This is a genomic window from Xanthomonas sp. MUS 060, from assembly GCF_000963215.1.
In the GTDB taxonomy this organism is placed as follows: domain Bacteria; phylum Pseudomonadota; class Gammaproteobacteria; order Xanthomonadales; family Xanthomonadaceae; genus Xanthomonas_A.
Genome location: NZ_JZIM01000002.1, coordinates 135,000 through 155,432, shown reverse-complemented (window position 1 = coordinate 155,432; position 20,433 = coordinate 135,000). Strand labels below are relative to the sequence as shown.

19 protein-coding genes and 1 pseudogene are annotated in these 20,433 nt (G+C 64.6%); 13 read left to right on the top strand and 7 right to left on the bottom strand.

Going from position 1 to position 20,433, the window contains the following annotated elements:
- Positions 1–4: 4 nt before the first annotated feature.
- Positions 5–1,180 carry a phosphoglycerate kinase gene (locus tag XANALMUS060_RS03810; RefSeq protein WP_045737222.1) on the bottom strand — a complete coding sequence of 392 codons (1,176 nt, stop codon included), beginning with the start codon at positions 1,178–1,180 and terminating at the stop codon, positions 5–7.
- A 347-nt stretch (positions 1,181–1,527) separates the two neighbouring features.
- The gene (gene gap, locus XANALMUS060_RS03805) at positions 1,528–2,529 is read right to left on the bottom strand and encodes a type I glyceraldehyde-3-phosphate dehydrogenase (RefSeq protein WP_045737221.1); all 1,002 of its coding nucleotides are present in this window, start codon (positions 2,527–2,529) and stop codon (positions 1,528–1,530) included.
- A 226-nt stretch (positions 2,530–2,755) separates the two neighbouring features.
- Here gap and XANALMUS060_RS03800 point away from each other — a divergent pair, with 226 nt between their 5' ends.
- From XANALMUS060_RS03800 to XANALMUS060_RS03770, 7 genes are all read left to right on the top strand, one after another.
- Complete coding sequence (locus XANALMUS060_RS03800; RefSeq protein WP_045737220.1) at positions 2,756–3,568, top strand: S1/P1 nuclease; 813 nt, start codon at positions 2,756–2,758, stop codon at positions 3,566–3,568.
- A gap of 236 nt (positions 3,569–3,804) precedes the next feature.
- Positions 3,805–4,173 (top strand): rhodanese-like domain-containing protein, encoded by a 369-nt coding sequence (locus XANALMUS060_RS03795; protein ID WP_045737219.1) that lies wholly within the window; start codon positions 3,805–3,807, stop codon positions 4,171–4,173.
- A gap of 19 nt (positions 4,174–4,192) precedes the next feature.
- Complete coding sequence (locus XANALMUS060_RS03790; RefSeq protein ID WP_235430337.1) at positions 4,193–4,528, top strand: metalloregulator ArsR/SmtB family transcription factor; 336 nt, start codon at positions 4,193–4,195, stop codon at positions 4,526–4,528.
- Positions 4,525–5,355 carry an MBL fold metallo-hydrolase gene (locus XANALMUS060_RS03785; RefSeq protein ID WP_045737217.1) on the top strand — a complete coding sequence of 277 codons (831 nt, stop codon included), beginning with the start codon at positions 4,525–4,527 and terminating at the stop codon, positions 5,353–5,355. Before XANALMUS060_RS03790 ends, XANALMUS060_RS03785 begins: the two co-directional genes overlap by 4 nt.
- A gap of 134 nt (positions 5,356–5,489) precedes the next feature.
- Positions 5,490–6,266 (top strand): molybdate ABC transporter substrate-binding protein, encoded by a 777-nt coding sequence (modA, locus tag XANALMUS060_RS03780; protein ID WP_082064887.1) that lies wholly within the window; start codon positions 5,490–5,492, stop codon positions 6,264–6,266.
- An 8-nt stretch (positions 6,267–6,274) separates the two neighbouring features.
- Positions 6,275–6,970: a molybdate ABC transporter permease subunit gene (gene modB / locus XANALMUS060_RS03775; RefSeq protein WP_045737215.1), complete on the top strand. Its 696-nt coding sequence runs from the start codon at positions 6,275–6,277 to the stop codon at positions 6,968–6,970.
- Between the two features lie 28 nt (positions 6,971–6,998).
- Complete coding sequence (locus tag XANALMUS060_RS03770) at positions 6,999–7,616, top strand: ATP-binding cassette domain-containing protein (RefSeq protein ID WP_045737214.1); 618 nt, start codon at positions 6,999–7,001, stop codon at positions 7,614–7,616.
- A gap of 17 nt (positions 7,617–7,633) precedes the next feature.
- Here XANALMUS060_RS03770 and XANALMUS060_RS03765 read toward each other — a convergent pair whose 3' ends face one another.
- Genes XANALMUS060_RS03765 through XANALMUS060_RS03755 form a run of 3 tightly spaced genes read right to left on the bottom strand, consistent with a single transcriptional unit; the run spans position 7,634 to position 10,057 of the window.
- On the bottom strand, positions 7,634–8,236 hold the full coding sequence (locus XANALMUS060_RS03765; RefSeq protein WP_045737213.1) for a hypothetical protein: 603 nt from the start codon (positions 8,234–8,236) through the stop codon (positions 7,634–7,636).
- Positions 8,233–9,699, bottom strand: coding sequence for a TonB family protein (locus XANALMUS060_RS03760; protein WP_045737212.1), 1,467 nt, complete (start codon positions 9,697–9,699; stop codon positions 8,233–8,235). The genes XANALMUS060_RS03765 and XANALMUS060_RS03760 overlap by 4 nt, the downstream gene beginning before the upstream one ends.
- Entirely contained in the window at positions 9,689–10,057 is a 369-nt protein-coding gene (locus tag XANALMUS060_RS03755; protein WP_045737211.1) for a BlaI/MecI/CopY family transcriptional regulator, read from the bottom strand. The genes XANALMUS060_RS03760 and XANALMUS060_RS03755 overlap by 11 nt, the downstream gene beginning before the upstream one ends.
- A gap of 109 nt (positions 10,058–10,166) precedes the next feature.
- Here XANALMUS060_RS03755 and XANALMUS060_RS03750 point away from each other — a divergent pair, with 109 nt between their 5' ends.
- From XANALMUS060_RS03750 to XANALMUS060_RS03740, 3 genes are all read left to right on the top strand, one after another.
- Entirely contained in the window at positions 10,167–12,113 is a 1,947-nt protein-coding gene (locus XANALMUS060_RS03750) for an acetyl-CoA hydrolase/transferase C-terminal domain-containing protein (RefSeq protein ID WP_045737210.1), read from the top strand.
- A 211-nt stretch (positions 12,114–12,324) separates the two neighbouring features.
- Positions 12,325–13,503 (top strand): phosphatidylinositol-specific phospholipase C1-like protein, encoded by a 1,179-nt coding sequence (locus XANALMUS060_RS03745; protein WP_045737209.1) that lies wholly within the window; start codon positions 12,325–12,327, stop codon positions 13,501–13,503.
- Positions 13,504–13,645: 142 nt separating this feature from the next.
- Positions 13,646–16,975, top strand: coding sequence for a TonB-dependent receptor (locus XANALMUS060_RS03740; RefSeq protein WP_082064885.1), 3,330 nt, complete (start codon positions 13,646–13,648; stop codon positions 16,973–16,975).
- A 345-nt stretch (positions 16,976–17,320) separates the two neighbouring features.
- Here the strand turns inward: XANALMUS060_RS03740 and XANALMUS060_RS21780 are convergent, their stop codons facing one another.
- A complete protein-coding gene (locus XANALMUS060_RS21780) occupies positions 17,321–17,752 on the bottom strand; it encodes a hypothetical protein (RefSeq protein WP_045737208.1) in 432 nt (143 codons plus the stop codon).
- A gap of 315 nt (positions 17,753–18,067) precedes the next feature.
- Here XANALMUS060_RS21780 and XANALMUS060_RS20935 point away from each other — a divergent pair, with 315 nt between their 5' ends.
- Both XANALMUS060_RS20935 and XANALMUS060_RS03720 read left to right on the top strand, forming a co-directional pair.
- Positions 18,068–18,445 carry a hypothetical protein gene (locus XANALMUS060_RS20935; RefSeq protein WP_045737206.1) on the top strand — a complete coding sequence of 126 codons (378 nt, stop codon included), beginning with the start codon at positions 18,068–18,070 and terminating at the stop codon, positions 18,443–18,445.
- An 8-nt stretch (positions 18,446–18,453) separates the two neighbouring features.
- Positions 18,454–18,882 (top strand): hypothetical protein, encoded by a 429-nt coding sequence (locus XANALMUS060_RS03720; protein WP_152640377.1) that lies wholly within the window; start codon positions 18,454–18,456, stop codon positions 18,880–18,882.
- A 954-nt stretch (positions 18,883–19,836) separates the two neighbouring features.
- On the opposite strand, the pseudogene XANALMUS060_RS21770 reads toward XANALMUS060_RS03720, so the two are convergent.
- Positions 19,837–20,034, bottom strand: a pseudogene (locus XANALMUS060_RS21770) (hypothetical protein); the annotation flags it as partial.
- Between the two features lie 22 nt (positions 20,035–20,056).
- Between XANALMUS060_RS21770 and XANALMUS060_RS20465 the strand changes: the two are divergent.
- The gene (locus XANALMUS060_RS20465) at positions 20,057–20,284 is read left to right on the top strand and encodes a hypothetical protein (RefSeq protein ID WP_235430335.1); all 228 of its coding nucleotides are present in this window, start codon (positions 20,057–20,059) and stop codon (positions 20,282–20,284) included.
- Positions 20,285–20,433: the final 149 nt, after the last annotated feature.

Genomic DNA, 20,433 nt, shown 5'->3' with positions numbered 1-20,433 from the left:
CCGCTCAACCGCCACGCGCCTGCAACGCGGCAACCGCGGGCAGGGTCTTGCCTTCCAAAAACTCCAGGAATGCGCCACCACCGGTGGAGATGTAGCTCACCTGCTCGGCAATGCCGTACTTGTCGACCGCGGCCAGGGTGTCGCCACCGCCGGCGATGGAGAAGGCACGCGAGGTGGCGATGGCGTGCGCCAGGGTCTGCGTCCCCTTGCCGAACGCGTCGAACTCGAACACGCCGACCGGACCGTTCCAGACCACGGTACCGGCCTTGGCGATCAATTCGGCGTAATGCGCGGCCGTCTGCGGGCCGATGTCCAGGATCAGGTCGTCGTCGGCGACGTCGGTGACGGCCTTCACCGTGGCCGGAGCATCCGGCATGAATTGCTTGGCGACCACCACGTCGCTGGGCAACGGGATCGCTGCGCCGCGTGCGTTGGCGTCGGCGACGATCTTGCGCGCGGTGTCGAGCAGGTCCGGCTCGCACAACGATTTGCCCACCGAGTGTCCGGCGGCGGCAATGAAGGTGTTGGCGATGCCGCCGCCGACGATCAGTTGATCGACCTTGTTCACCAGGTTCGAGAGCAATTCCAACTTGGTCGAGACTTTACTGCCGGCGACAATCGCCAGCAGCGGTTTGGCCGGATGCTGCAACGCCTTGGCCAAGGCGTCCAACTCGGCCATCAACAGCGGACCACCCGCCGCGACCGGGGCGAACTGGATCACGCCATGGGTCGAGGCTTGCGCGCGATGCGCGGTACCGAAGGCATCCATCACGAACACGTCGCACAGCGCCGCGTATTTCTTCGCCAGCGCGGGGTCGTCCTTGCCTTCGCCGACGTTCATGCGGCAATTCTCCAGCAATACGATCTGCCCCGGCCGCACGTCCACGCCATCGACCCAATCGCGCAGCAGCGGCACATCCACGCCCAGCAGCGCGGCCAGACGCGTGGCGACAGGCTCCAGCGAATCGTCCTGGGTCCACACGCCTTCCTTGGGCCTGCCCAGGTGCGAGGTCACCATCACCGCCGCGCCCTGTTCCAGCGCGTGCTTGAGGGTCGGCACCGAGGCCAGGATGCGTTGTTCGGAGGTGATCTGGCCGTTGTCGATCGGCACGTTCAGATCTTGCCGGATCAGCACGCGCTTGCCGGACAGATCCAGATCGGTCATTCGCAGGATGGACATATGGTTACTCGCTATCGTGAGGTTGCAAGGGGAAAAGCGTGCCATTGACGCAGCAAGACGGCGGGACGCCCGTTGCGGGACGCTGCATCAATGGCCGCGCGGTGACGAGGCAATCGCCATATTGTCAGGTGTCGGCTGCGCAGCGGCAAATCGGCGCGCCGCCGGGGATCGGCCGACGTGCGCAGGCCATGGGTTTGCAGCACGTCCACACGTCGCTGTCGCGCTCCACCGCCCGCGCGAGGATTCACCGCCACGGCACCATCGCCCACCCAACCTCCCGACGCATCGCGACAGCCACAAAAAAAGCGCCGAACGGCGCTTCTTTTGTATGCGACTTGCCGGGCGCGTTACTTCGCCACGACCTTGACCATTTCCAGGCACTTGTTGGAATAACCCCACTCGTTGTCGTACCACGACACCAGCTTGACGAAGGTGGAATCCAGGGCGATGCCCGCGTCGGCGTCGAAGATCGAGGTGCGCGCGTCGCCACGGAAATCCGTCGCCACGACCTTGTCCTCGGTGTAACCGAGAATGCCCTTGAACGCGCCTTCGCTCTGCGCCTTCACCTCGGCGCAGATCTCGGCGTAGGTGGCAGGCTTTTCCAGTTCGACCGTGAGATCGACCACCGACACATCCGAGGTCGGCACGCGGAAGCTCATGCCGGTGAGCTTCTTGTTCAACTCCGGAATCACCACGCCGACCGCCTTGGCCGCGCCGGTGCTGGACGGAATGATGTTCTCCAAAATGCCACGGCCACCGCGCCAATCCTTGTTGCTGGGGCCATCGACGGTCTTCTGCGTGGCGGTGGCGGCATGCACGGTGGTCATCAGGCCGCGCTTGATGCCCCATTTGTCGTTGATCACCTTGGCCAGCGGCGCCAGGCAGTTGGTGGTGCAACTGGCGTTGGAGACAATGGCCTGACCGGCGTAGCTGTTGTGGTTCACGCCGAACACGAACATCGGCGTATCGTCCTTGGACGGCGCCGACAGGATCACCTTCTTGGCGCCGGCGTCCAGGTGTTTCTGCGCGGTCTCTTTGGTCAGGAACAGGCCGGTGGATTCGATCACCACCTCGGCACCGACCTCGCCCCACTTCAGCGCGGCCGGATCGCGCTCCTGGGTCAGACGGATTTTCTTGCCGTTGACCAGCAGATAATTGCCCTCGACCGCGACCTGGCCCGCGAAACGGCCATGCACCGAATCGTACTGCAGCATATAGGCGAGGTAATCCGGTTCGAGCAGGTCGTTGATGGCGACGATCTCGATGTCGCTGCCGAAATTCTGTACAGCCGAGCGCAGCACATTGCGTCCGATGCGACCGAAACCGTTGATACCGACCTTGATTGCCATTTCAGAGCTCCTGCGGCCGCGTCTGCCGCGGCGGGTGAAAGAAAGAGAGAGGGAGCGCATTCTAGCAGGCCCGCCGCAGCACGCCGGACACACGGGTTTGGGAAGGCGCTCTAGCTTGCGGGCACCGACATCGCCATCACTGCCGTTGTGGTGGCGACTGAGCGGCAACGCAACGACAACGCGACGCAGCATGGCAAGGGCATCCTCACCGACTAGACTGCGCATCATGACGTCACACGCGTTTTTTCGGACCGCGCTCGCCGCGGCACTCGCCTTGATACCCGCGTCCGCCTTCGCTTGGGGACCACTGGGCCACCGCCTGGTCGCCGACCTCGCCCAGACCCAACTCACTGCGCAGACCCGCGCGCGCATCCGCACCCTGCTGCAAGGCGAAGCCGAGCCAACGCTGGCCGGTGTCGCCAATTGGGCCGACCAGATCCGCGAACAGGATCCGGACCTGGGCAAACGCAGCGCGCGCTGGCACTACGTCAACCTGGGCGAGCACGATTGCCACTACGTGCAAACCCGCGATTGTGCAGATGGCAACTGCGTAGTCGAAGCACTGCGCCGCCAGAGCGCGATCCTCGCCGACCGCAGCCAAACACCGGCAGCACGCGCGCAGGCACTGAAGTTCGTGGTGCATTTGGCCGGCGACGTACAGCAACCGTTGCACGCCGGCTATGCCCACGACAAAGGTGCCAACACCGTGCAAATCCAGTTCAACGGCAAAGGCACCAATCTGCACGCGCTATGGGACAGCGGCTTGCTGGACAGGCGCGGCCTGAACGAAGCGGCCTATCTGAAACAATTGGAAGCACAGCCGCTGCCGCCACCATCGCCCACCGCCCCCGTGTTACCGCCAGCAGCCGCAACCTGGGCCGAAGCCTCGTGCCGGATCATGCAACGCCCAGGCTTCTACCCGCCCAGCGCGACCCTGCCAGCGGACTACGTGACAACCTGGCGTCCGGTCGCCGAGGCCCAGTTGCGCCAGGCCGGTGCCAATCTGGCCGCGCTCTTGAACGCTGCACTGGGCGAATAAGCACAGTTCTGCAAGCGCCGTACACCCCCGGCGCACTGCGGTGTCGAACGCGACACTCCAGGCATCGCCCATGGCACCGACAACAGCGAAGAATCCGTTGCTCCATCGCGCGCCCCATGCCTGAGCGAAGGCATGGCATCACAGCGCCTGGCTGCGCGATAGATTCAGAATTTCTTACATTAGAAACGACTGATATAATCCATAGCTCGTCTCTTCTCCCATCCAAGCCCCCACCCATGCCCGCCTCCTCCGCCCAGGCCCTGGTAGACCGCGCGTGCGCGCAGGTCCACGACCTCCCCCTCCATGCCGATCCCGCCGCCACGCCGCTGCCCGGCGAATGGATCATCGACGTGCGCGAACCCGGCGCGTTCGCCATCGGCCACATTCCCGAGGCGATCAACATCCCGCGCGACATCCTCGCATTCCGTCTTGACAGCGATCCGGCGCTGCCCCGGCACGATCAGCCGATCCTGCTGTACTGCGCCAGTGGCGGCCACGCCACCCTGGCGGCACTGAGCCTGCGGCAACGGGGCTACCGCGCGGTGCGCGCACTGCCCGGTGGCTTTCTCGGCTGGACCGCCGCCGGCAGGCCGGTCGATTTCTGAGCCGATGGCGGGCCATGCGATGCCCCTGCTGGATCCACTCGCGATGGGTGCGCACGCCAGCGAGGCCGCACACCTGCTGAAGGCACTCGGTAACGAGAAACGGCTATTGCTGCTGTGCCTGCTGCTGGATCGCGAACAATCGGTCGGCGAACTCAATACACGGGTGCAACTGAGCCAGTCGGCGCTATCGCAACACCTGGCATTGCTGCGCGAGGACGGTCTGGTGCAGACACGCCGCGACGGACAGACGATTTACTATTCGCTGGTGCCCGGTCCGGCGCGGCGCATCCTTGAGGTGCTGCACGGCATCTACTGCGGCGCCGCTCTTCCTACCGCCAGCAGGATCAGCCCATGAGCCAACACCCGCGCGTCCATGCGTTCCACCATGCCGGATCCGGCACCTGGAGCTATGTGGTCGAGGACGGCCATGCAGCGGCGGTGATCGACCCGGTGCTGGAGTTCGATCCAGCCACCGGCACCGCGCACGACGGACCGGCACACGCCCTCGCCGACTGCCTCACCGAACGCGCGCTGCACCTGCACTGGATCCTGGAAACCCACGCGCATGCCGACCACGTCTCCGCCGCGCAGTGGTTCAAGCAGCACTGGCCGCAGGCGACGCTGGCGATGGGCGATGGCATCCGTCAGGTGCGTGCGCACTTCGCGCCGCAGTTCGGACTGGCCGAAGACGCCGACACACGCTGCGGCTTCGACCATCTGTTCGCTGACGGCGAACGTTTCGCGATCGGCCACCTGCAGGCGCAGGTGATCGCGGTCCCCGGCCATACCAGCGACAGCGTTGCCTATCTGATCGGCGATGCACTGTTTCCCGGCGACTCGCTGTTCATGCCCGATAGCGGCACCGCCCGCTGCGATTTCCCCGGCGGCGATGCCGCGACGCTGTACCGCTCGATCCGCGCCTTATACGCGCTACCGGACAGCACGCGCGTGTTCGTGTGCCACGACTACGGCCCCGGCGGTCGCGCGGTCGCCTGCGAAACCAGCATCGGTGCGCAGCGTCGCGACAACATCCATGTCCGCGACGGGATCAGCGAAGCGCAGTTCATCGCGCTACGTCAGGCACGCGATGCGACGTTGGCCGAACCGCGACTGATGCAGCCGTCGATCCGCGCCAATATCCAGGCCGGTCGCACCGACGGCCTCGCCCCAACGGCGGGATGAAGGCGCTAGGATGCCGGCATGCGCCGCTCCTGCCCTGCCCTCAGCCACCACGCGATTCGCCGCCTGCGCGCAGGCGCGCACCGGCCACTGGCTGACGTGACCGCCGCGACACCATCGGCATGTTTCCCGTGCCCATGACGCGACGCCACCTACTGTGTCTGTGCGCGCTCATCGCGATCACGCGCGCCATCGCGCCCGTGTCGGCGCAAACCCCGTTGACCGTGTTCGCCGCATCCAGCTTGAAGGAATCCATGGACGAGGTCGCCACCGCCTACGAGCACGCCACCGGCATCCCGGTGCAGGTCGCCTATGCAGCCAGTTCGACGCTGGCGCGGCAGGTGGAACAAGGCGCGCCAGCGGATGTGTTCGTTTCCGCCGATCAGGCATGGATGGACGAGCTGCAGCAACACCGGCTGATCGATCCGACGCAACGCCGCAATTTGCTCGGCAACACCCTGGTGCTGGTGTCGCCATTGGGCAGTGCGGTCAAGATCGACCTGCGCAAGCCCGGCGCCATCGCCACCGCGCTCGGCGCGCAGGGACGTCTGGCGGTGGGCCAGACCGAGAGCGTGCCGGCGGGCAAGTACGCACGCGCCGCGCTACGCGCACTCGGCCAGTGGGATAGCGTGCACGCGCGTCTGGCCGAAACCGACAACGTGCGCAGTGCGCTGATGCTGGTCGCGCACGGCGAGGCGCCGCTGGGCATCGTGTACGGCTCCGATGCGCAGGCCGAACCAACGGTGCGGGTGGTGGCGACATTCCCCGCCGAGAGCCACGCGCCGATCGTGTATCCGGTGGCACCGCTGCGCGCCAGCACGCAGCAGCCGGCCGCCAGCGCGTTCGTGCGCTGGATGAGCACGCCACCGGCGCAGGCGATCTTCCGCCGCCATGGCTTCACCCTGGCGCACTGAGTCCGCCCTTGTTCGCGTTCACTACGCAAGAACTGGCCGCCATCGCACTGAGCGTGAAGGTCGCACTGGTCGCGGCCTTGGCGAGCCTGCCCTTCGCCGTAGCCTGCGGCTGGCTACTGGCGCGTCGCCGTTTTCCCGGCAAAGCGCTGCTGGATGCGCTGCTGCATCTGCCACTGGTGATGCCACCGGTCCTCACCGGTTATGCGCTGCTGAACGTGTTCGGTCTGCATGGACCCGTCGGCGCCTGGCTGTTCGCGCACCTGGGCGTGCAGTTCGCGTTCCGTTGGACCGGCGCGGCGCTGGCCAGCGCGGTGATGGGCTTTCCACTGATGGTGCGCGCCATCCGCCTGGCGTTCTCATCCACTGACCGACACCTGGAAGCGGCCGCCGCCACACTCGGTGCCGGACCGTGGCGAGTGTTTTTCAGCATCACCCTGCCGCTGGCGTGGCCGGGCGTGGTCGCCGGCAGCGTGCTCGGCTTCGCCAAGGCATTGGGCGAATTCGGCGCCACCATTACCTTCGTCGCCAATATTCCCGGGCAAACCCAGACCCTTGCCTCGGCGATCTACGGCCTATTGCAGGTCCCCGGTGGCGAGACCGGCATCTGGCGGCTGGCGATGGTGGCACTGGCGATCTCGCTGGCCGCGCTGCTGGTATCCGAATGGCTGGTGCAGCGCCAACGTGCACCGGAGCAGGACGCATGAGTCGTCTTCGCAACGAACGCCAAGCGCGATGCTGAGCCTGCACCTGCACCTGCAACGCGGGCACTTCGAGCGACACGTGCGCATCGAAGAACAGGCACGCGCCATCGCGTTGATCGGCCCATCCGGCGCCGGCAAGACCAGCGTATTGAACGCGATTGCCGGCGTACTGCGTCCACGCAGCGGGCGCATCGTCCTGGATGGACGCGTGCTCTACGACAGCGCCAACGGCATCGACCTGCCCGCGCACCGACGCCGCATCGGCTACGTCTTCCAGGACGCGCGCCTGTTCCCGCACATGGACGTGCGCCGCAATCTCGACTATGGACGCCACCACCGCGCGCAGGCGCCGCGCTTCATGCTGGACAGCGTCGTGGATCTGCTCGGCATCGGCGCGTTGCTGGCACGGCGACCGGACAGCTTGTCCGGCGGCGAAGCGCAGCGCGTGGCCATCGGGCGCGCCTTGCTGGCGCAGCCGGCGATCCTGCTGCTGGACGAACCACTCTGCGCGCTGGACGCCGAACGCCGCAACGCACTGATTGCCTACCTGCAACGCGTGCGCGACGACATGCGCCTGCCACTGTTGTACGTCAGCCACCAGAGCGAGGATGTGGCGCGCATCGCCAATGCGCTGCATCGGCTGGATTAGCCGCAGCGCGTGCGCGTTCAATGTGCGCCAGCGCGCTGCATGCGCCCGCTGCGCACCGTAGCCTTGCCTTCGCGCACCGCGAACGTGAACGCATACGCCAGCGTTACCGGCACTTCCTTCACCGACGCGGCATCGTCGCAACGTCCTTCCACTGCCGGCTGCTGCGCCGGATCGGCATAGGTGCAGATCGCCGCCGGCACGAAGCGCCAAGCAGCGACCGCCTCGCGCACCGCCTGCTGTAGATCGGCCATCTCCGCCTGCGCCCCCGCGCTGCACTCTGGACGATCATTCAGCGGCTCGCTGCGCTCTACCGCACCTTGTGCGGACAAGATCACCCGCACGCACAGCATGGTCGGCGCCAGACTGCGGCGTGGCGAATCGGCAGGCAACTGCGGCGTCGGCGTGCGCAGCGGCTGAGGCATGCGGAAGACCTGCTGCGACTGCATCTGATAGCGCAGCACCTGCGCCGCACCGGCAGCAGCGGGCACGCGGCTGTCCAGCATCTGCTGCTCCACCGAGGCCAGGCGTTGCGACGGTTGCACCGGCGCGCGCGGAACATGGCTGGCACATCCAACCAGGCACAACGTCAGCAACGGCAGCAGCAGCCACGGCGCGCTCATCGCTGCGCCCTGGTCATGCCGCACAGCGGCAACGCCGCGCGAGCGCGCGTGTCTGGCGTCAACTTGTCGCACAAATCCGCCACCTGCTTGCCGGCATCTTCGCCCAACCGATACCAGCGATAATCCCCGGCATTGGCAACACTGGCCGGCGCGGGCACCGGATCCATGTCGAGCTCGAAAGTGACGGGAACCCGCAACATGGCAGCGAGCGCCTGACCATGCGCCATGGCCGGGTTGAAACGCCACTTCCAAGCTGCGGTGGCTGCGGCATCATCCAGCGCCTGGCTACCGCTGCCGTGGTCGAGCACGTGCACAGCGCGGACTTTACCGATCGCATCCACCTTGAGTAGCAACATCACCTTGCCGGAAATCCCAGCGCGGATGGCCGCTTCAGGATAGTGCGGCGGGGGCATGAAGCGCGCCGAGGGAAACCATTTGATGGCGTCCGCCACCGCCTGACCTTGCGCCGCAAGCGGCGCAGGCCGATCCAGCGTGTCTTTCACCACGCCAACGAGCGGCACATCGCGGGCCATGGCGGTGGCAGGCACACTGGAGGGCAACACCAGCGCCATGACGCAACCACCCAGCGCCAGCACCGCGACCACCGCAATGCCGACACCGCGCCGGCAGCCGCGCACGGCTGGCCGCTGCAACAACACGATACGTTGCCGCAGCAGCGCGCCCGCCTGCCAATGGCAACCGACCGGCAACGCGGCCGCATCCAACTGTGTCTGCAGCATCGCCTCGGCATAGCTGCGGCGCGAGGACGGATATCGCGCCAGCACCGCCGCATCGCAGGCCAGTTCCTGATCGACGCGGAAGCACGTTGCCGCCCAATGCAACAACGGATTGAACCAATACACGCAACGCAATACCGCCAACAACAGATTGCAGCGCGTATCGCCACGGGCGATGTGCATGCGTTCGTGCGCCAGCACCAACTGCGCCTGCTGTGGCCGATAGCGCTCGGCAAAGTTCGCCGGCAGCACCACCTGCGGTCGCCACGCACCCAGCACCAGCGGACCATGCAGCGCATGTTGCGCGATCGACACGCCCGGCTCGCTCGGCTGCAAACGACCCAGGCTGCGGCGATAACGGCGCTGTTGCCGCCACAGCAGCGCCGCCATCGCCATCATGCCCAACGTCCAGAGCGTCACCAACCAGACCGCGCCGGCTCCCGTCGCCAGCGATGCGGCGGCGGCGGACGCATCCGCCACGGCGTGCGGAGTGCCCACCCGCACGGTCGGCATCGCCACGGCCACAGCCGTCGGCAGCCAGAGATGCCACCGGCCCGGCACCAGCGTGGCGAGCGAGGCCAGCGGCACCGCGATCCACAACGCATAGGCGATGCCGGCACCGAAGACACGCCGCATTGGTGCGCGCAATGCCAGGACCGCCACGATCGCCCCACTGCCGGCTAACGCCGTCGTGGCAATGCTTGTCACGATTGCTTCAATGCTCATCGTCCAGCTCCTGGATCAGTCGTTTGAGTTCGGCGACATCGGCATCGCTGAGCTTGCCGCGTTCGCTGAAGTGCGCCACCAGCGGCGCGATGCGGCCACCGAACAGGCGCTCGAGCAAACCTTCGCTCTGTTGCTGCACCCATTGCGCGCGCTGCAAGAGCGGCGTGTACAAATAACGCCGGCCTTTTTTGTCGGCACGGATCGCACCCTTGTTGAGCAATCGGTTGAGCAGGGTCTTGACCGTGGGTTCGGCCCAACCACCATGCCCCGACAACGCCGCGAACACCTCCTCGGCACTGAGCGGGTGCCGCTCCCACAGCACTTCCATGACCACGGCTTCCGCCTCGCTGATCGACATACATTTACGCCTGTAATTTTTATCGATTACATGAGTAAACGGATCTATTGTCAAGCACTTTCGTCATCCGATGCGGGCACGCTCAGCGACCCTCGCCTAAGCTATCGCGATGACCGACCACCTCGACGATCTCGGCGCCGCTGTCGAGCTGATCCTGCAACGCATCCCCGGCCCGCTGCGGATCGGCGCGCCGCTGGGCCTGGGCAAACCGCACCGCCTGCTCAACGCGCTATACACGCGGATCCAGGCCGATGCCACGCGGCCCATGCAGCTCTACACCGCGCTGTCGTTGCATCCGCCAGCACCCGGAGGCGGCCTGCAGGGGCGCTTCGCACGGCCATTCCTGCAACGCCATTTCGGCGAGGATTTCCCCAGACTCAAGTACGTGGAAGCACTGCGCCGCGACGCGCTGCCGGCGCATATTCAAGTGGAAGAGTTCTACATGCAGTCCGGCGCGTTGCTGCGCTCGACCCAGGCACAACGCCGCTACACCAGCCTCAACTACACCCACGCCGCCGACGCGGTGGCGCAACGCGCACCGAACCTGATCGTGCAGAAGGTCGCGCGTGCACCCGACGGCAATAACCTGTCGTTCTCCTGCAATACCGACATCACCCAGGACACGCTGGACGCACTGCAACGGCGCGGCTTGCCACGGCCGCTGCTGGTGGCCGAGGTCGATCCGCAATTGCCGTGGATCGGCGGCAGCGCCGCGGTGGACCCTGCGTTCTTCGATCTGGTGCTGACGCCGCCAGCGCCATACCCGGCGCTGTTCGGGCTGCCGCGACATCCCGTGGCCGATACCGACTACGCCATCGGCCTGTATGCCAGCACCCTGGTGCGCGACGGCGGCACGTTGCAGATCGGCATCGGCACGCTGGCCGATGCGCTATGCCACGCGCTGGTGCTGCGACATACCGACAACGCACGCTATCGACAAGTGCTGGCAGCGCTGGATCCCGCACTGGAACAGCATCCGACGGTCCGCGCCTGCGGCGGGTTGGCACCGTTCTCGGTTGGCCTGTTCGGGTGCAGCGAGATGCTCAACGAAGGCTTCCGACAATTGGTCCAATGCGGGGTGATCCGCCGCAAGGTGCTCGACGACACCGCACTGATGCAACGCGTGGCCGACGGCAGCGCCGATGCGCAGGATCTACAGCGGCTGCAACGCGACGGTCAATACCTGCAAGGTGCGTTCTATCTTGGCTCACCCGCCTTCTACGCCTGGCTGCGCGACATGGACCGGCAAGCACGCGCGGGAATCGGCATGCACCGCATCAGCGAGATCAACCAGCTCTATGGCAATGAAGCGCTGCGTCGTTTGCAGCGACGGCAGGCGCGCTTCTTCAACTCCTGCATGATGGTCACCGCACTCGGCGCGGCGGTGTCCGATGGGCTGGACGACGGCCGCGTGGTGTCCGGCGTCGGTGGTCAGTACAACTTCGTCGCCATGGCGCATGCACTGGAGGATGCGCGCAGCGTGCTGATGTTCCGCGCCACCCGCCGCGACGGCGGCGCGACGCATTCCAATGTGCGCTGGAACTACGGCCACACCACCATCGCGCGCCATCTGCGCGATCTCTACGTCAATGAGTACGGTATCGCCGACCTGCGCGGATCGACCGACGAGGACTGCATCGCCGCGATGCTGGGGATCACCGACGCGCAAGCGCAACCGGCGCTGCTGGCCGCGGCCAAGCGTCACGGCAAACTGCCGGCCGACTTCGTGGCGCCGCCGCACTGGCAGCGCCAGCGTGCCGCGCGCGTGCGCGAGGCGCTAGCGCCATTCCGCGCCGACGGCACCTTGCCCGACTATCCACTGGGCAGCGACTTCACCGAGGTGGAACAACGCCTGTTGCGTGCGCTGAGCTGGCTGCAAGAACGCACCGCCAGCACCGGGGCGAAAGTACTGATGCTGGCGCGGGCATTGCTGACGCACCAAGACGCAGATCTCGCCTGCCTGCAGCGCATGGCGCTGGACAGCCCACGCACGACCGGCGAACGTATTCAGGCACGGTTACTGGCATTTGCATTGAAACAAACCTCCTCGCCCTGATCCGCTGGACTGCATCGACAAGCCGGAAAACCTTGCAGGTCGGCGTCACGCGGCGGTTCTGCAAGGTGGTCCAGGCGCGACCATCATGACCGGCGATGCCAAACCGTACCGACGAACGCGGCCCGCGTTACACAACACTGAAACAATGGAGAAAGAATAGCGTCAAGCAAGATTGTGATGATGTTAATGAATTTTTATCTTGTATTGCTGCATGCACGCTCATTGTTCTTTTACATCGTTGTCGCCGTTGTCCGATCGCACCGCCTCCGCCACGCCACGCCCGCAGCGCACAGCGCTGACCCGCATGCTGATCGCGTTGCTCGCCGCCGCCGCGCCGATGGCGTTGCAGGCGGCGCCAAAACTCAACGAATTGCAATACATCGGCAGCCACAACAGCTACCACGCCGGATTCGCGCCTAGCGAAGCCACGCTGTTGCAGCGCATGGATCCGGCGATGTTTGCGACACTCAACTACCGTCATCCACCGTTGACCCAGCAACTGGACGACGGTGTGCGGCAGCTCGAACTGGACATTTATGCCGACGCCAAGGGCGGGCGCTACGCGCACCCGGCGCTCATCCAACAGATCGCCAAGGCCGGGCTGCCGCCGGCGCCGGCCTTCGCTCCGCCAGGGGTGATGGAACGTCCGGGTTTCAAGGTGCTGCACATCCAGGACCTCGACCAACGCAGCACCTGCCAACCCCTCGTGGCCTGCCTGCGCGAAGTGCGTGCCTGGTCGAAACAGCATCCTGGGCATGTGCCGATCTTCATCCTGCTGGAAACCAAGGAATCGCCCATGCAACTGGCGTTCCCGACGGTCCAGCCGGAACCGTTCAATACCGCCGCGCTGGATGCGCTGGATCGCGAATTGCGCTCGGTCTTCAAGCCCGGCGAATACATCAGCCCCGATCAGGTACGTGGCAAGGCGCCCACGCTCAATGCCGCGATCCTGGCCCACGGCTGGCCGTCGTTGGACGATGCGCGCGGCAAGGTCGTGTTCCTGTTCGACCAAAGCAGCGTCGGCCACGATTATCTGTCCGGCCATCCGGTGTTGCGCGGCCGGATGTGCTTCACCAATGCGGTGCCCGGCGAGGCCGATGCGGCCTTTATCGAGCGTAATGATGGCAGTGCCGAAGAGATCGCACGCCTGGTCAAAGCCGGTTATCTGGTCCGCACCCGGACCGATGCGGACCTGAAAGAAGCCGAGCACGGGGACACCGCGCGTCGCGACGCCATGTTAGCCAGCGGCGCGCAACTGCTCAGCACCGACTTTCCCGATCACGAGCCCGCCGCTTCCGGTTATGTGGTGCGCTTCGGCGAGCACATGGTCGCGCGCTGCAATCCGCAACTGCCGAACACCCACTGCCAAGGCGTCGATCTGAGCCACTGATCGACATCAGCCACGCAACAGCACAGCGAAGACAGCGCGCATCCTCAATAAAGCGATGGAAAGCTTGAGCGATTGCGCGTCTGTCGCCGTGTGCGCGCAGGCGGACGCAGACGTTTCTTTTCCAACCCCACGAGTCTTCAACATGCAACAGATGCAGCATCTCGGTCGTTTGACCTGCGCCATCGCCACCGCGCTGGCGCTTTCCGTACCAGCCTATGCGGACGAAGTCAGCGACCGCAACACGACGACGCTGGACTCGGTCAACGTGCAGGCCGCGCAAGCCGCCGCACCGGGATCGCTGGACGAACAACGCATGTCCACCGGCGTCAACAGCGTGATGAGCAAGCAACAGATCGACGCGATCCCCTCCGGCGGCATCGCCGACGTGGTCTCACATCTGCCCGGCTTGTCCTCCTATAATAGCGATATGCACCTGGGCCAGGCCACCACTGGCGAGAACGCGTATGTCAGCATCCGCGGCCTGGACGCCAGCTACAACGCCTATTCCCTCAACGGTTTCAGCATGCCCGAAACCGACTCCTCCACCCGTGCGATCTCGCTGAACATGTTGGCGCCGTTCGGCATCCAGTCGGTCAACGTGTCCAAGTCGCCGACATCGGATATGCCGGGCGACGCCACTGGCGGGGCGATCGATATGCGCACTCCGAGCGCCTTCGATTTCAGCGGCGACTTCTACGGCAAGACCACCGCACAGGGTCAACTCAATGCGCTGGCGTCCAAACTCGGCGGCAAAGACAAAGGCGGCATGCTGCAGCAGGAATTGGCCTGGAAATTCGGCGAAGACCATGCCTTCGGCCTGTATGCCTCGGCGTATTACGGCAACAACAACAATATGGCGCAGGCACCTGCGCCCAATAGCAAATATGTCCCGCTGGACCCAAGCCAAGCCAACGCCAGCGACCTGCGCAATGTCGGCCCGCTGATCGACACCCGCTACAAGTACAGCATCTACACCAGCCAGATCAAACGTTACGGCGCCAATCTCGGCTTCGACTGGCAGGGCGGCGATATGCACCTGGGCCAGGCCACCACTGGCGAGAACGCGTATGTCAGCATCCGCGGCCTGGACGCCAGCTACAACGCCTATTCCCTCAACGTTTTCAGCATGCCCGAAACCGACTCCTCCACCCGTGCGATCTCGCTGAACATGTTGGCGCCGTTCGGCATCCAGTCGGTCAACGTGTCCAAGTCGCCGACATCGGATATGCCGGGCGACGCCACTGGCGGGGCGATCGATATGCGCACTCCGAGCGCCTTCGATTTCAGCGGCGACTTCTACGGCAAGACCACCGCACAGGGTCAACTCAATGCGCTGGCGTCCAAACTCGGCGGCAAAGACAAAGGCGGCATGCTGCAGCAGGAATTGGCCTGGAAATTCGGCGAAGACCATGCCTTCGGCCTGTATGCCTCGGCGTATTACGGCAACAACAACAATATGGCGCAGGCACCTGCGCCCAATAGCAAATATGTCCCGCTGGACCCAAGCCAAGCCAACGCCAGCGACCTGCGCAATGTCGGCCCGCTGATCGACACCCGCTACAAGTACAGCATCTACACCAGCCAGATCAAACGTTACGGCGCCAATCTCGGCTTCGACTGGCAGGGCGAAAACAGCGCGCTCTATGCACGCGCCATCTACGGCAACTACAGCGTCACCGGGCAGCAGGATCAATCCAGCGCGCGCCTGGAAACGGTGAACAATCAACCCACGGCAGTGCGTGGCGGCTACTTCAATACCCACGACATCGACGAGACGCTGGCGACGCTGCAACTGGGCGGACAGACCACACTGGACCGTCTGCATTTCGACTACGGCACCTCGTTCGGACGCGGCACGCGCAGCCGTCCAGACTATGTATCGGCGAGCCTGTACGGCTTCACCCCCGGCAGCTTCGCCTTCGATCTCAGCGACACGACGTATCCGAGCATCGAGCAAAGCCCGCAGAACCTGAAAGACTTTTTCTACAACCTGAATTCCTCGCTGTTCTGGAAAACCCAGGGGCATGACGCCGGCAGCCACGATAATCGCATCAATGCGCACACCGACATCACCTACCGTGTGGATGGCGACGTACTGGACAACGTCAAGACCGGACTGGCCGTGGACCACTCCGACCGTGGCGCCTACGATCATCCGTTCTTCCACAAGGATGGCAACCTCATCTACAACGGCCCGTATTTCGGCGGCCCCAACTACGTATTCCCCAACGCGGGTGGTCCGCCGCTGGGCGCGCTGCCGGGACGGCTGACCTACAACGCCTTCGATGGTCACTACCACGGTCCGTTCAAGATCCTGGACCGCGACTGGGTGTTGGCGCAGGCGGTGCCCTACAAGTACGCCAACGATCCGGCCGGCGCGGGCGCCTATACGCCTAACGACTACAACGCCAATACCACATCGAGCACCGAAGCGATCTATTCCGGTTACACGATGGCCACGCTGCATTTCGGCGCACTGAGCATCGTGCCCGGTGTGCGCTACGAACTCACGCGTTATTCGGCCGATTCCTGGCAATCCAACGGCGATGGCAACACCGGCCGCTTCGTCGGCGCTGGCCGTACCTACGCCGAAGTGCTGCCGGGAATCAATTTGAACTATCGCCCGGACGACTTCACCGTCTACCGCGCCTCGCTGCGTCGCAGCCTCAGCCGTCCGGCCTTCGGCCTGATCTCCGGCGAAACCGTCTATACGATCGACCCCAATCAGAAAGTCATCGGCATTTCCAAGCCCAATCCCAATCTGCAACCGAGCACGGCCGACAACCTCGACTTGTCTGCCGAGTTCTACGATCACAACGGCGGCGTTCTCAGCGCATCGACGTATTACAAGCGCATCAACGGCTTCATCTACACCTCGCAATCGGCCACCAGTAACGACAACACGCTCGGCGGCCTGGTCCCCACCGGCACCACCTTCGAGAACGGCGTGCCGGTGACCATGCCGCAGAACGGCGGCACGGCCAAGTTGTACGGTGTGGAGTTCAACGGCAGCAAGCGCTTGCAGAATCTGCCGGGCATGTGGAGCAATTTCGGAGTCAGCGCCAACCTCACGCTGCAACACAGCGCCGCCGATAGCAAGCGCAGCGATCAACCGGAAAAAACCTGGCTGCCGCGCGCACCGGAACGTATCTACAACCTGGATCTGTTCTACGACGACAGCCGCCTGCGTGCCGACCTAAGCTACAACTACACCGGCCTGCAGTTGCTCGGCCTGACCAGCGACCGACTGAACTACTACCTGCAACCGGTCAAATCGCTGGACTTCACCGCGACTTACCACCTGCCGCACGGTATCGATGTGGGAATCGCAGCCAAGAACCTGCTCAATTCCGCGACCTTCTACGAAACCCAGGGCAAGTCCAGCCGATACATGGCCTACGACCCGGGCGCCGACGGTGCCTACGTGGAAACCGGACGCGTGTACATGCTGACCCTGAGTTACACCTACTGATGACCACCCCCATGCCTCCGGCGCGCTGCGCCGGGGGCGTGGCATGTCAATCAAGGACTCCATCAGCGACTGCGTCGCCGTAAACAGCAGCACCGCGTGGATGCGCTGGTCTTACATGAAATCCGTGCACTCCTATTGCTCGGATAGCGCATCTTCCAGCACATCCAGACCTTGGCCGAACTCCGCGCGCCTCGTGCGGAAAACCTCACGCGCTGACATGCCGCCCAGCGCGAGCCGCAGAACCTGCAACACAGTCAGCAGCTGCTTTTCGAAGTAGTGAGCCTTGATGGAACAAGGCGCAATCTCCGTGTGTCGCGTGCAGAGGCGATCATGCCATCCGTCTGGCTATCGGCCATACGAATGCTCGTATTTTGGCTGCTGCAGCATGACCGTCAACTCTGCTTCCTGTACCTGCTGCTGGGTCTGCACCTGTTGGAGCGTGGACTGCACCGACGGCGCCGGCTCGCGCAGGTCCACCATGAAGTGCGTGTAGGGGACCTTGAGATCGCAGACATAGAGCGTATCGCCCTTGGGGACTAAATGATTATCCCCGCCTGGGCTCATTTTGTAGAGCGCCATCTCGCCGACGACCTGGTGCAGGCGTTCCTCGGACATCGAGATGCCCTTCTTTTCCAGGTTGGCTTTGGTCTGCGCGTAGAGCGCGCGCAACGGGGAATTGGGGCTGCTGTAGGGTTCCAGCGCCTTGGGTGCGGCTTGTTGCTGCGCAGTGGCGAGGGAGGTCGGGGCGAGGCTGGGCCGGACGCTCGGCGACGGCATCGGTCGAGTGGGAGAGTGCAGGCTGGGCGTGATCGGCCAAATGGCGGTCGGTGGCAAGGTCCTGTGTCTTCTGCCGCGCGGCGAACTGGGCATGCGTTTGCAGCGCTTCGAGCGTGCCTGGGTCGGCGATACCGGTCGGCTCACGGCCAGCCCAACGCTGGAAGTTCTCCACCGCCTGTTGGGTGCGGGGTCCGTAGTGCTTGTCGTCCTGGATGGCCTTGCCATCGTGGTCGGTGGCACCGATGGTCTGTCGGGGCGAGGCTGGGCCGGACGCTCGGCGACGGCATCGGTCGAGTGGGAGAGTGCAGGCTGGGCGTGATCGGCCAAATGGCGGTCGGTGGCAAGGTCCTGTGTCTTCTGCCGCGCGGCGAACTGGGCATGCGTTTGCAGCGCTTCGAGCGTGCCTGGGTCGGCGATACCGGTCGGCTCACGGCCAGCCCAACGCTGGAAGTTCTCCACCGCCTGTTGGGTGCGGGGTCCGTAGTGCTTGTCGTCCTGGATGGCCTTGCCATCGTGGTCGGTGGCACCGATGGTCTGCAAATGTTGTTGCAAGGACTGACTGCACGGCGACGCTGCGGTCGCCAGGCTCCAGGGGATGTGCCGTCATCAGCGGGAGCTGTGGTGCGATCAGCGGGAGCTGTGGTGCGTGCGTGCGCCACTGGCGGGGTGTGCAACATCGCCTCGCTAGCTTGACGCTGTTCGTGTTGATGCGAACGGGTGTCTTGGCTGTGGCGCTGGTCGTGTTCGCGTTGCTGCGCACCCATGGCTTGGCGGTGCAACTGCGCGTGTTGCTGCGCGAGGCGATGTTGCTGCTCGCGCGCTGCCTGCGCTTGCTGTTCCTGCTGCTGCAATTGCGCGATGCGTGCCTGTTCCTGCGTGTCCACGCTAACCGATTTTTCCGGGGCAGCAGTGCTGTGCTGTGGAAGTGGTGCATGTACATGCGTGGGGGACTGCACCAAATGCGGCGCTTGGTGTTGCTGCGCCTGTTGCCTGTCCACGGCGGGATGTGGCGTGGAGGAAGTGGTGCATGTACATGCGTGGGGGACTGCACCAAATGCGGCGCTTGGTGTTGCTGCGCCTGTTGCCTGTCCACGGCGGGATGTGGCGTGGACGCTGCTGGCGCGCTCTGACCGAACCACTGCCCTGGATGGGTGACGGTCTCGTAAGCTTGGCCGGCAGCATGTTCGGCCACATTGATGACGCGTTCGACAGCGGGACCACTGGCCGCGTAGGCATGTTCGGCACGCACCTGCACAGCCAGTGCTTCCAACTTCGCCGCCATGGCGGTAGTCGCGCCAGGATTCAGGGCCATGTTCAGTAGCTCGCGGTCCTGGTGTATTTCCTGGCGAAAATGGTCAAAGGCGGCCTTGTTGTGCGCGTAGTTGGCTTGGAGCTGCGCCAGCCTCTCCGGGGACAGCACGCTCCGCGGGCCAGTGAAGTGTGTGCCGCTGTGATCGCCCGCGCTCTGACCGAACCACTGCCCTGGATGGGTGACGGTCTCGTAAGCTTGGCCGGCAGCATGTTCGGCCACATTGATGACGCGTTCGACAGCGGGACCACTGGCCGCGTAGGCATGTTCGGCACGCACCTGCACAGCCAGTGCTTCCAACTTCGCCGCCATGGCGGTAGTCGCGCCAGGATTCAGGGCCATGTTCAGTAGCTCGCGGTCCTGGTGTATTTCCTGGCGAAAATGGTCAAAGGCGGCCTTGTTGTGCGCGTAGTTGGCTTGGAGCTGCGCCAGCCTCTCCGGGGACAGCACGCTCCGCGGGCCAGTGAAGTGTGTGCCGCTGTGATCGCCCATACGCATCGCCCGCAGCGGATTGGGTGACGATGCGCCGTGGCTGACGTCGAGGTAGTGCGCGTCTTTGAGCGCTTGCACATTTTCTGGCGTCGCCAGAGAGAGTCACCACCGTGCCGTAATGCCGACTGGCCGCACTCACCGGATCACCTGCCAGGACGTAATTGGTCACCGCCGTGCCACCTTCCGGCACGTGGTGGCGTAGGCTCACCGCGCCGTAGGCGTTGTAGGTGGAGCCGGCCAGGCCGAATTCCGCCGCTTCGATCTGCGCCAGTGCGCCACCGACCACCGTGCCGTAATGCCGACTGGCCGCACTCACCGGATCACCTGCCAGGACGTAATTGGTCACCGCCGTGCCACCTTCCGGCACGTGGTGGCGTAGGCTCACCGCGCCGTAGGCGTTGTAGGTGGAGCCGGCCAGGCCGAATTCCGCCGCTTCGATCTGCGCCAGTGCGCCACCGAGGGAGTGACCGGCGACGGTCACTTGGTCTTTGGGAATGCCCTGCTTGGCCGCCTTGGCGAGCATCTGCGCGGTGAAAGTGACCGGCGACGGTCACTTGGTCTTTGGGAATGCCCTGCTTGGCCGCCTTGGCGAGCATCTGCGCGGTGAACGCATCGGCGGCGGCTTTTTGCGGGTTGACGGCATCGCGCACCATCGTGGCATCGACGGCGATGTCCTGGAGGGTGGTGAGCGCATGCTGCGCTTTTTCCGCCTTGGTCTCGCCGGTAAATAAAGCCGTGTCGGTGCCACGGTAAGCAATGATGATGTCACCAGTCGCGATATTTTGATAGGCCGTCGCGTGGAATCCGGTAATATTGTCGTTCGCGTAGCCAAAAATTTGGTGTTTTTTTCCTTCAAGGAACACGTACTTGCTATTATTTC

Coding starts and splice junctions, on each gene's coding strand:
- XANALMUS060_RS03810 (WP_045737222.1), bottom strand. CDS start 1,180: ATGTCCATCCTGCGAATGACCGATCTGGATCTGTCCGGCAAGCGCGTG.
- gap (WP_045737221.1), bottom strand. CDS start 2,529: ATGGCAATCAAGGTCGGTATCAACGGTTTCGGTCGCATCGGACGCAAT.
- XANALMUS060_RS03800 (WP_045737220.1), top strand. CDS start 2,756: ATGACGTCACACGCGTTTTTTCGGACCGCGCTCGCCGCGGCACTCGCC.
- XANALMUS060_RS03795 (WP_045737219.1), top strand. CDS start 3,805: ATGCCCGCCTCCTCCGCCCAGGCCCTGGTAGACCGCGCGTGCGCGCAG.
- XANALMUS060_RS03790 (WP_235430337.1), top strand. CDS start 4,193: ATGCCCCTGCTGGATCCACTCGCGATGGGTGCGCACGCCAGCGAGGCC.
- XANALMUS060_RS03785 (WP_045737217.1), top strand. CDS start 4,525: ATGAGCCAACACCCGCGCGTCCATGCGTTCCACCATGCCGGATCCGGC.
- modA (WP_082064887.1), top strand. CDS start 5,490: ATGACGCGACGCCACCTACTGTGTCTGTGCGCGCTCATCGCGATCACG.
- XANALMUS060_RS03770 (WP_045737214.1), top strand. CDS start 6,999: ATGCTGAGCCTGCACCTGCACCTGCAACGCGGGCACTTCGAGCGACAC.
- XANALMUS060_RS03765 (WP_045737213.1), bottom strand. CDS start 8,236: ATGAGCGCGCCGTGGCTGCTGCTGCCGTTGCTGACGTTGTGCCTGGTT.
- XANALMUS060_RS03760 (WP_045737212.1), bottom strand. CDS start 9,699: ATGAGCATTGAAGCAATCGTGACAAGCATTGCCACGACGGCGTTAGCC.
- XANALMUS060_RS03755 (WP_045737211.1), bottom strand. CDS start 10,057: ATGTCGATCAGCGAGGCGGAAGCCGTGGTCATGGAAGTGCTGTGGGAG.
- XANALMUS060_RS03750 (WP_045737210.1), top strand. CDS start 10,167: ATGACCGACCACCTCGACGATCTCGGCGCCGCTGTCGAGCTGATCCTG.
- XANALMUS060_RS03745 (WP_045737209.1), top strand. CDS start 12,325: ATGCACGCTCATTGTTCTTTTACATCGTTGTCGCCGTTGTCCGATCGC.
- XANALMUS060_RS03740 (WP_082064885.1), top strand. CDS start 13,646: ATGCAACAGATGCAGCATCTCGGTCGTTTGACCTGCGCCATCGCCACC.
- XANALMUS060_RS21780 (WP_045737208.1), bottom strand. CDS start 17,752: ATGCCGTCGCCGAGCGTCCGGCCCAGCCTCGCCCCGACCTCCCTCGCC.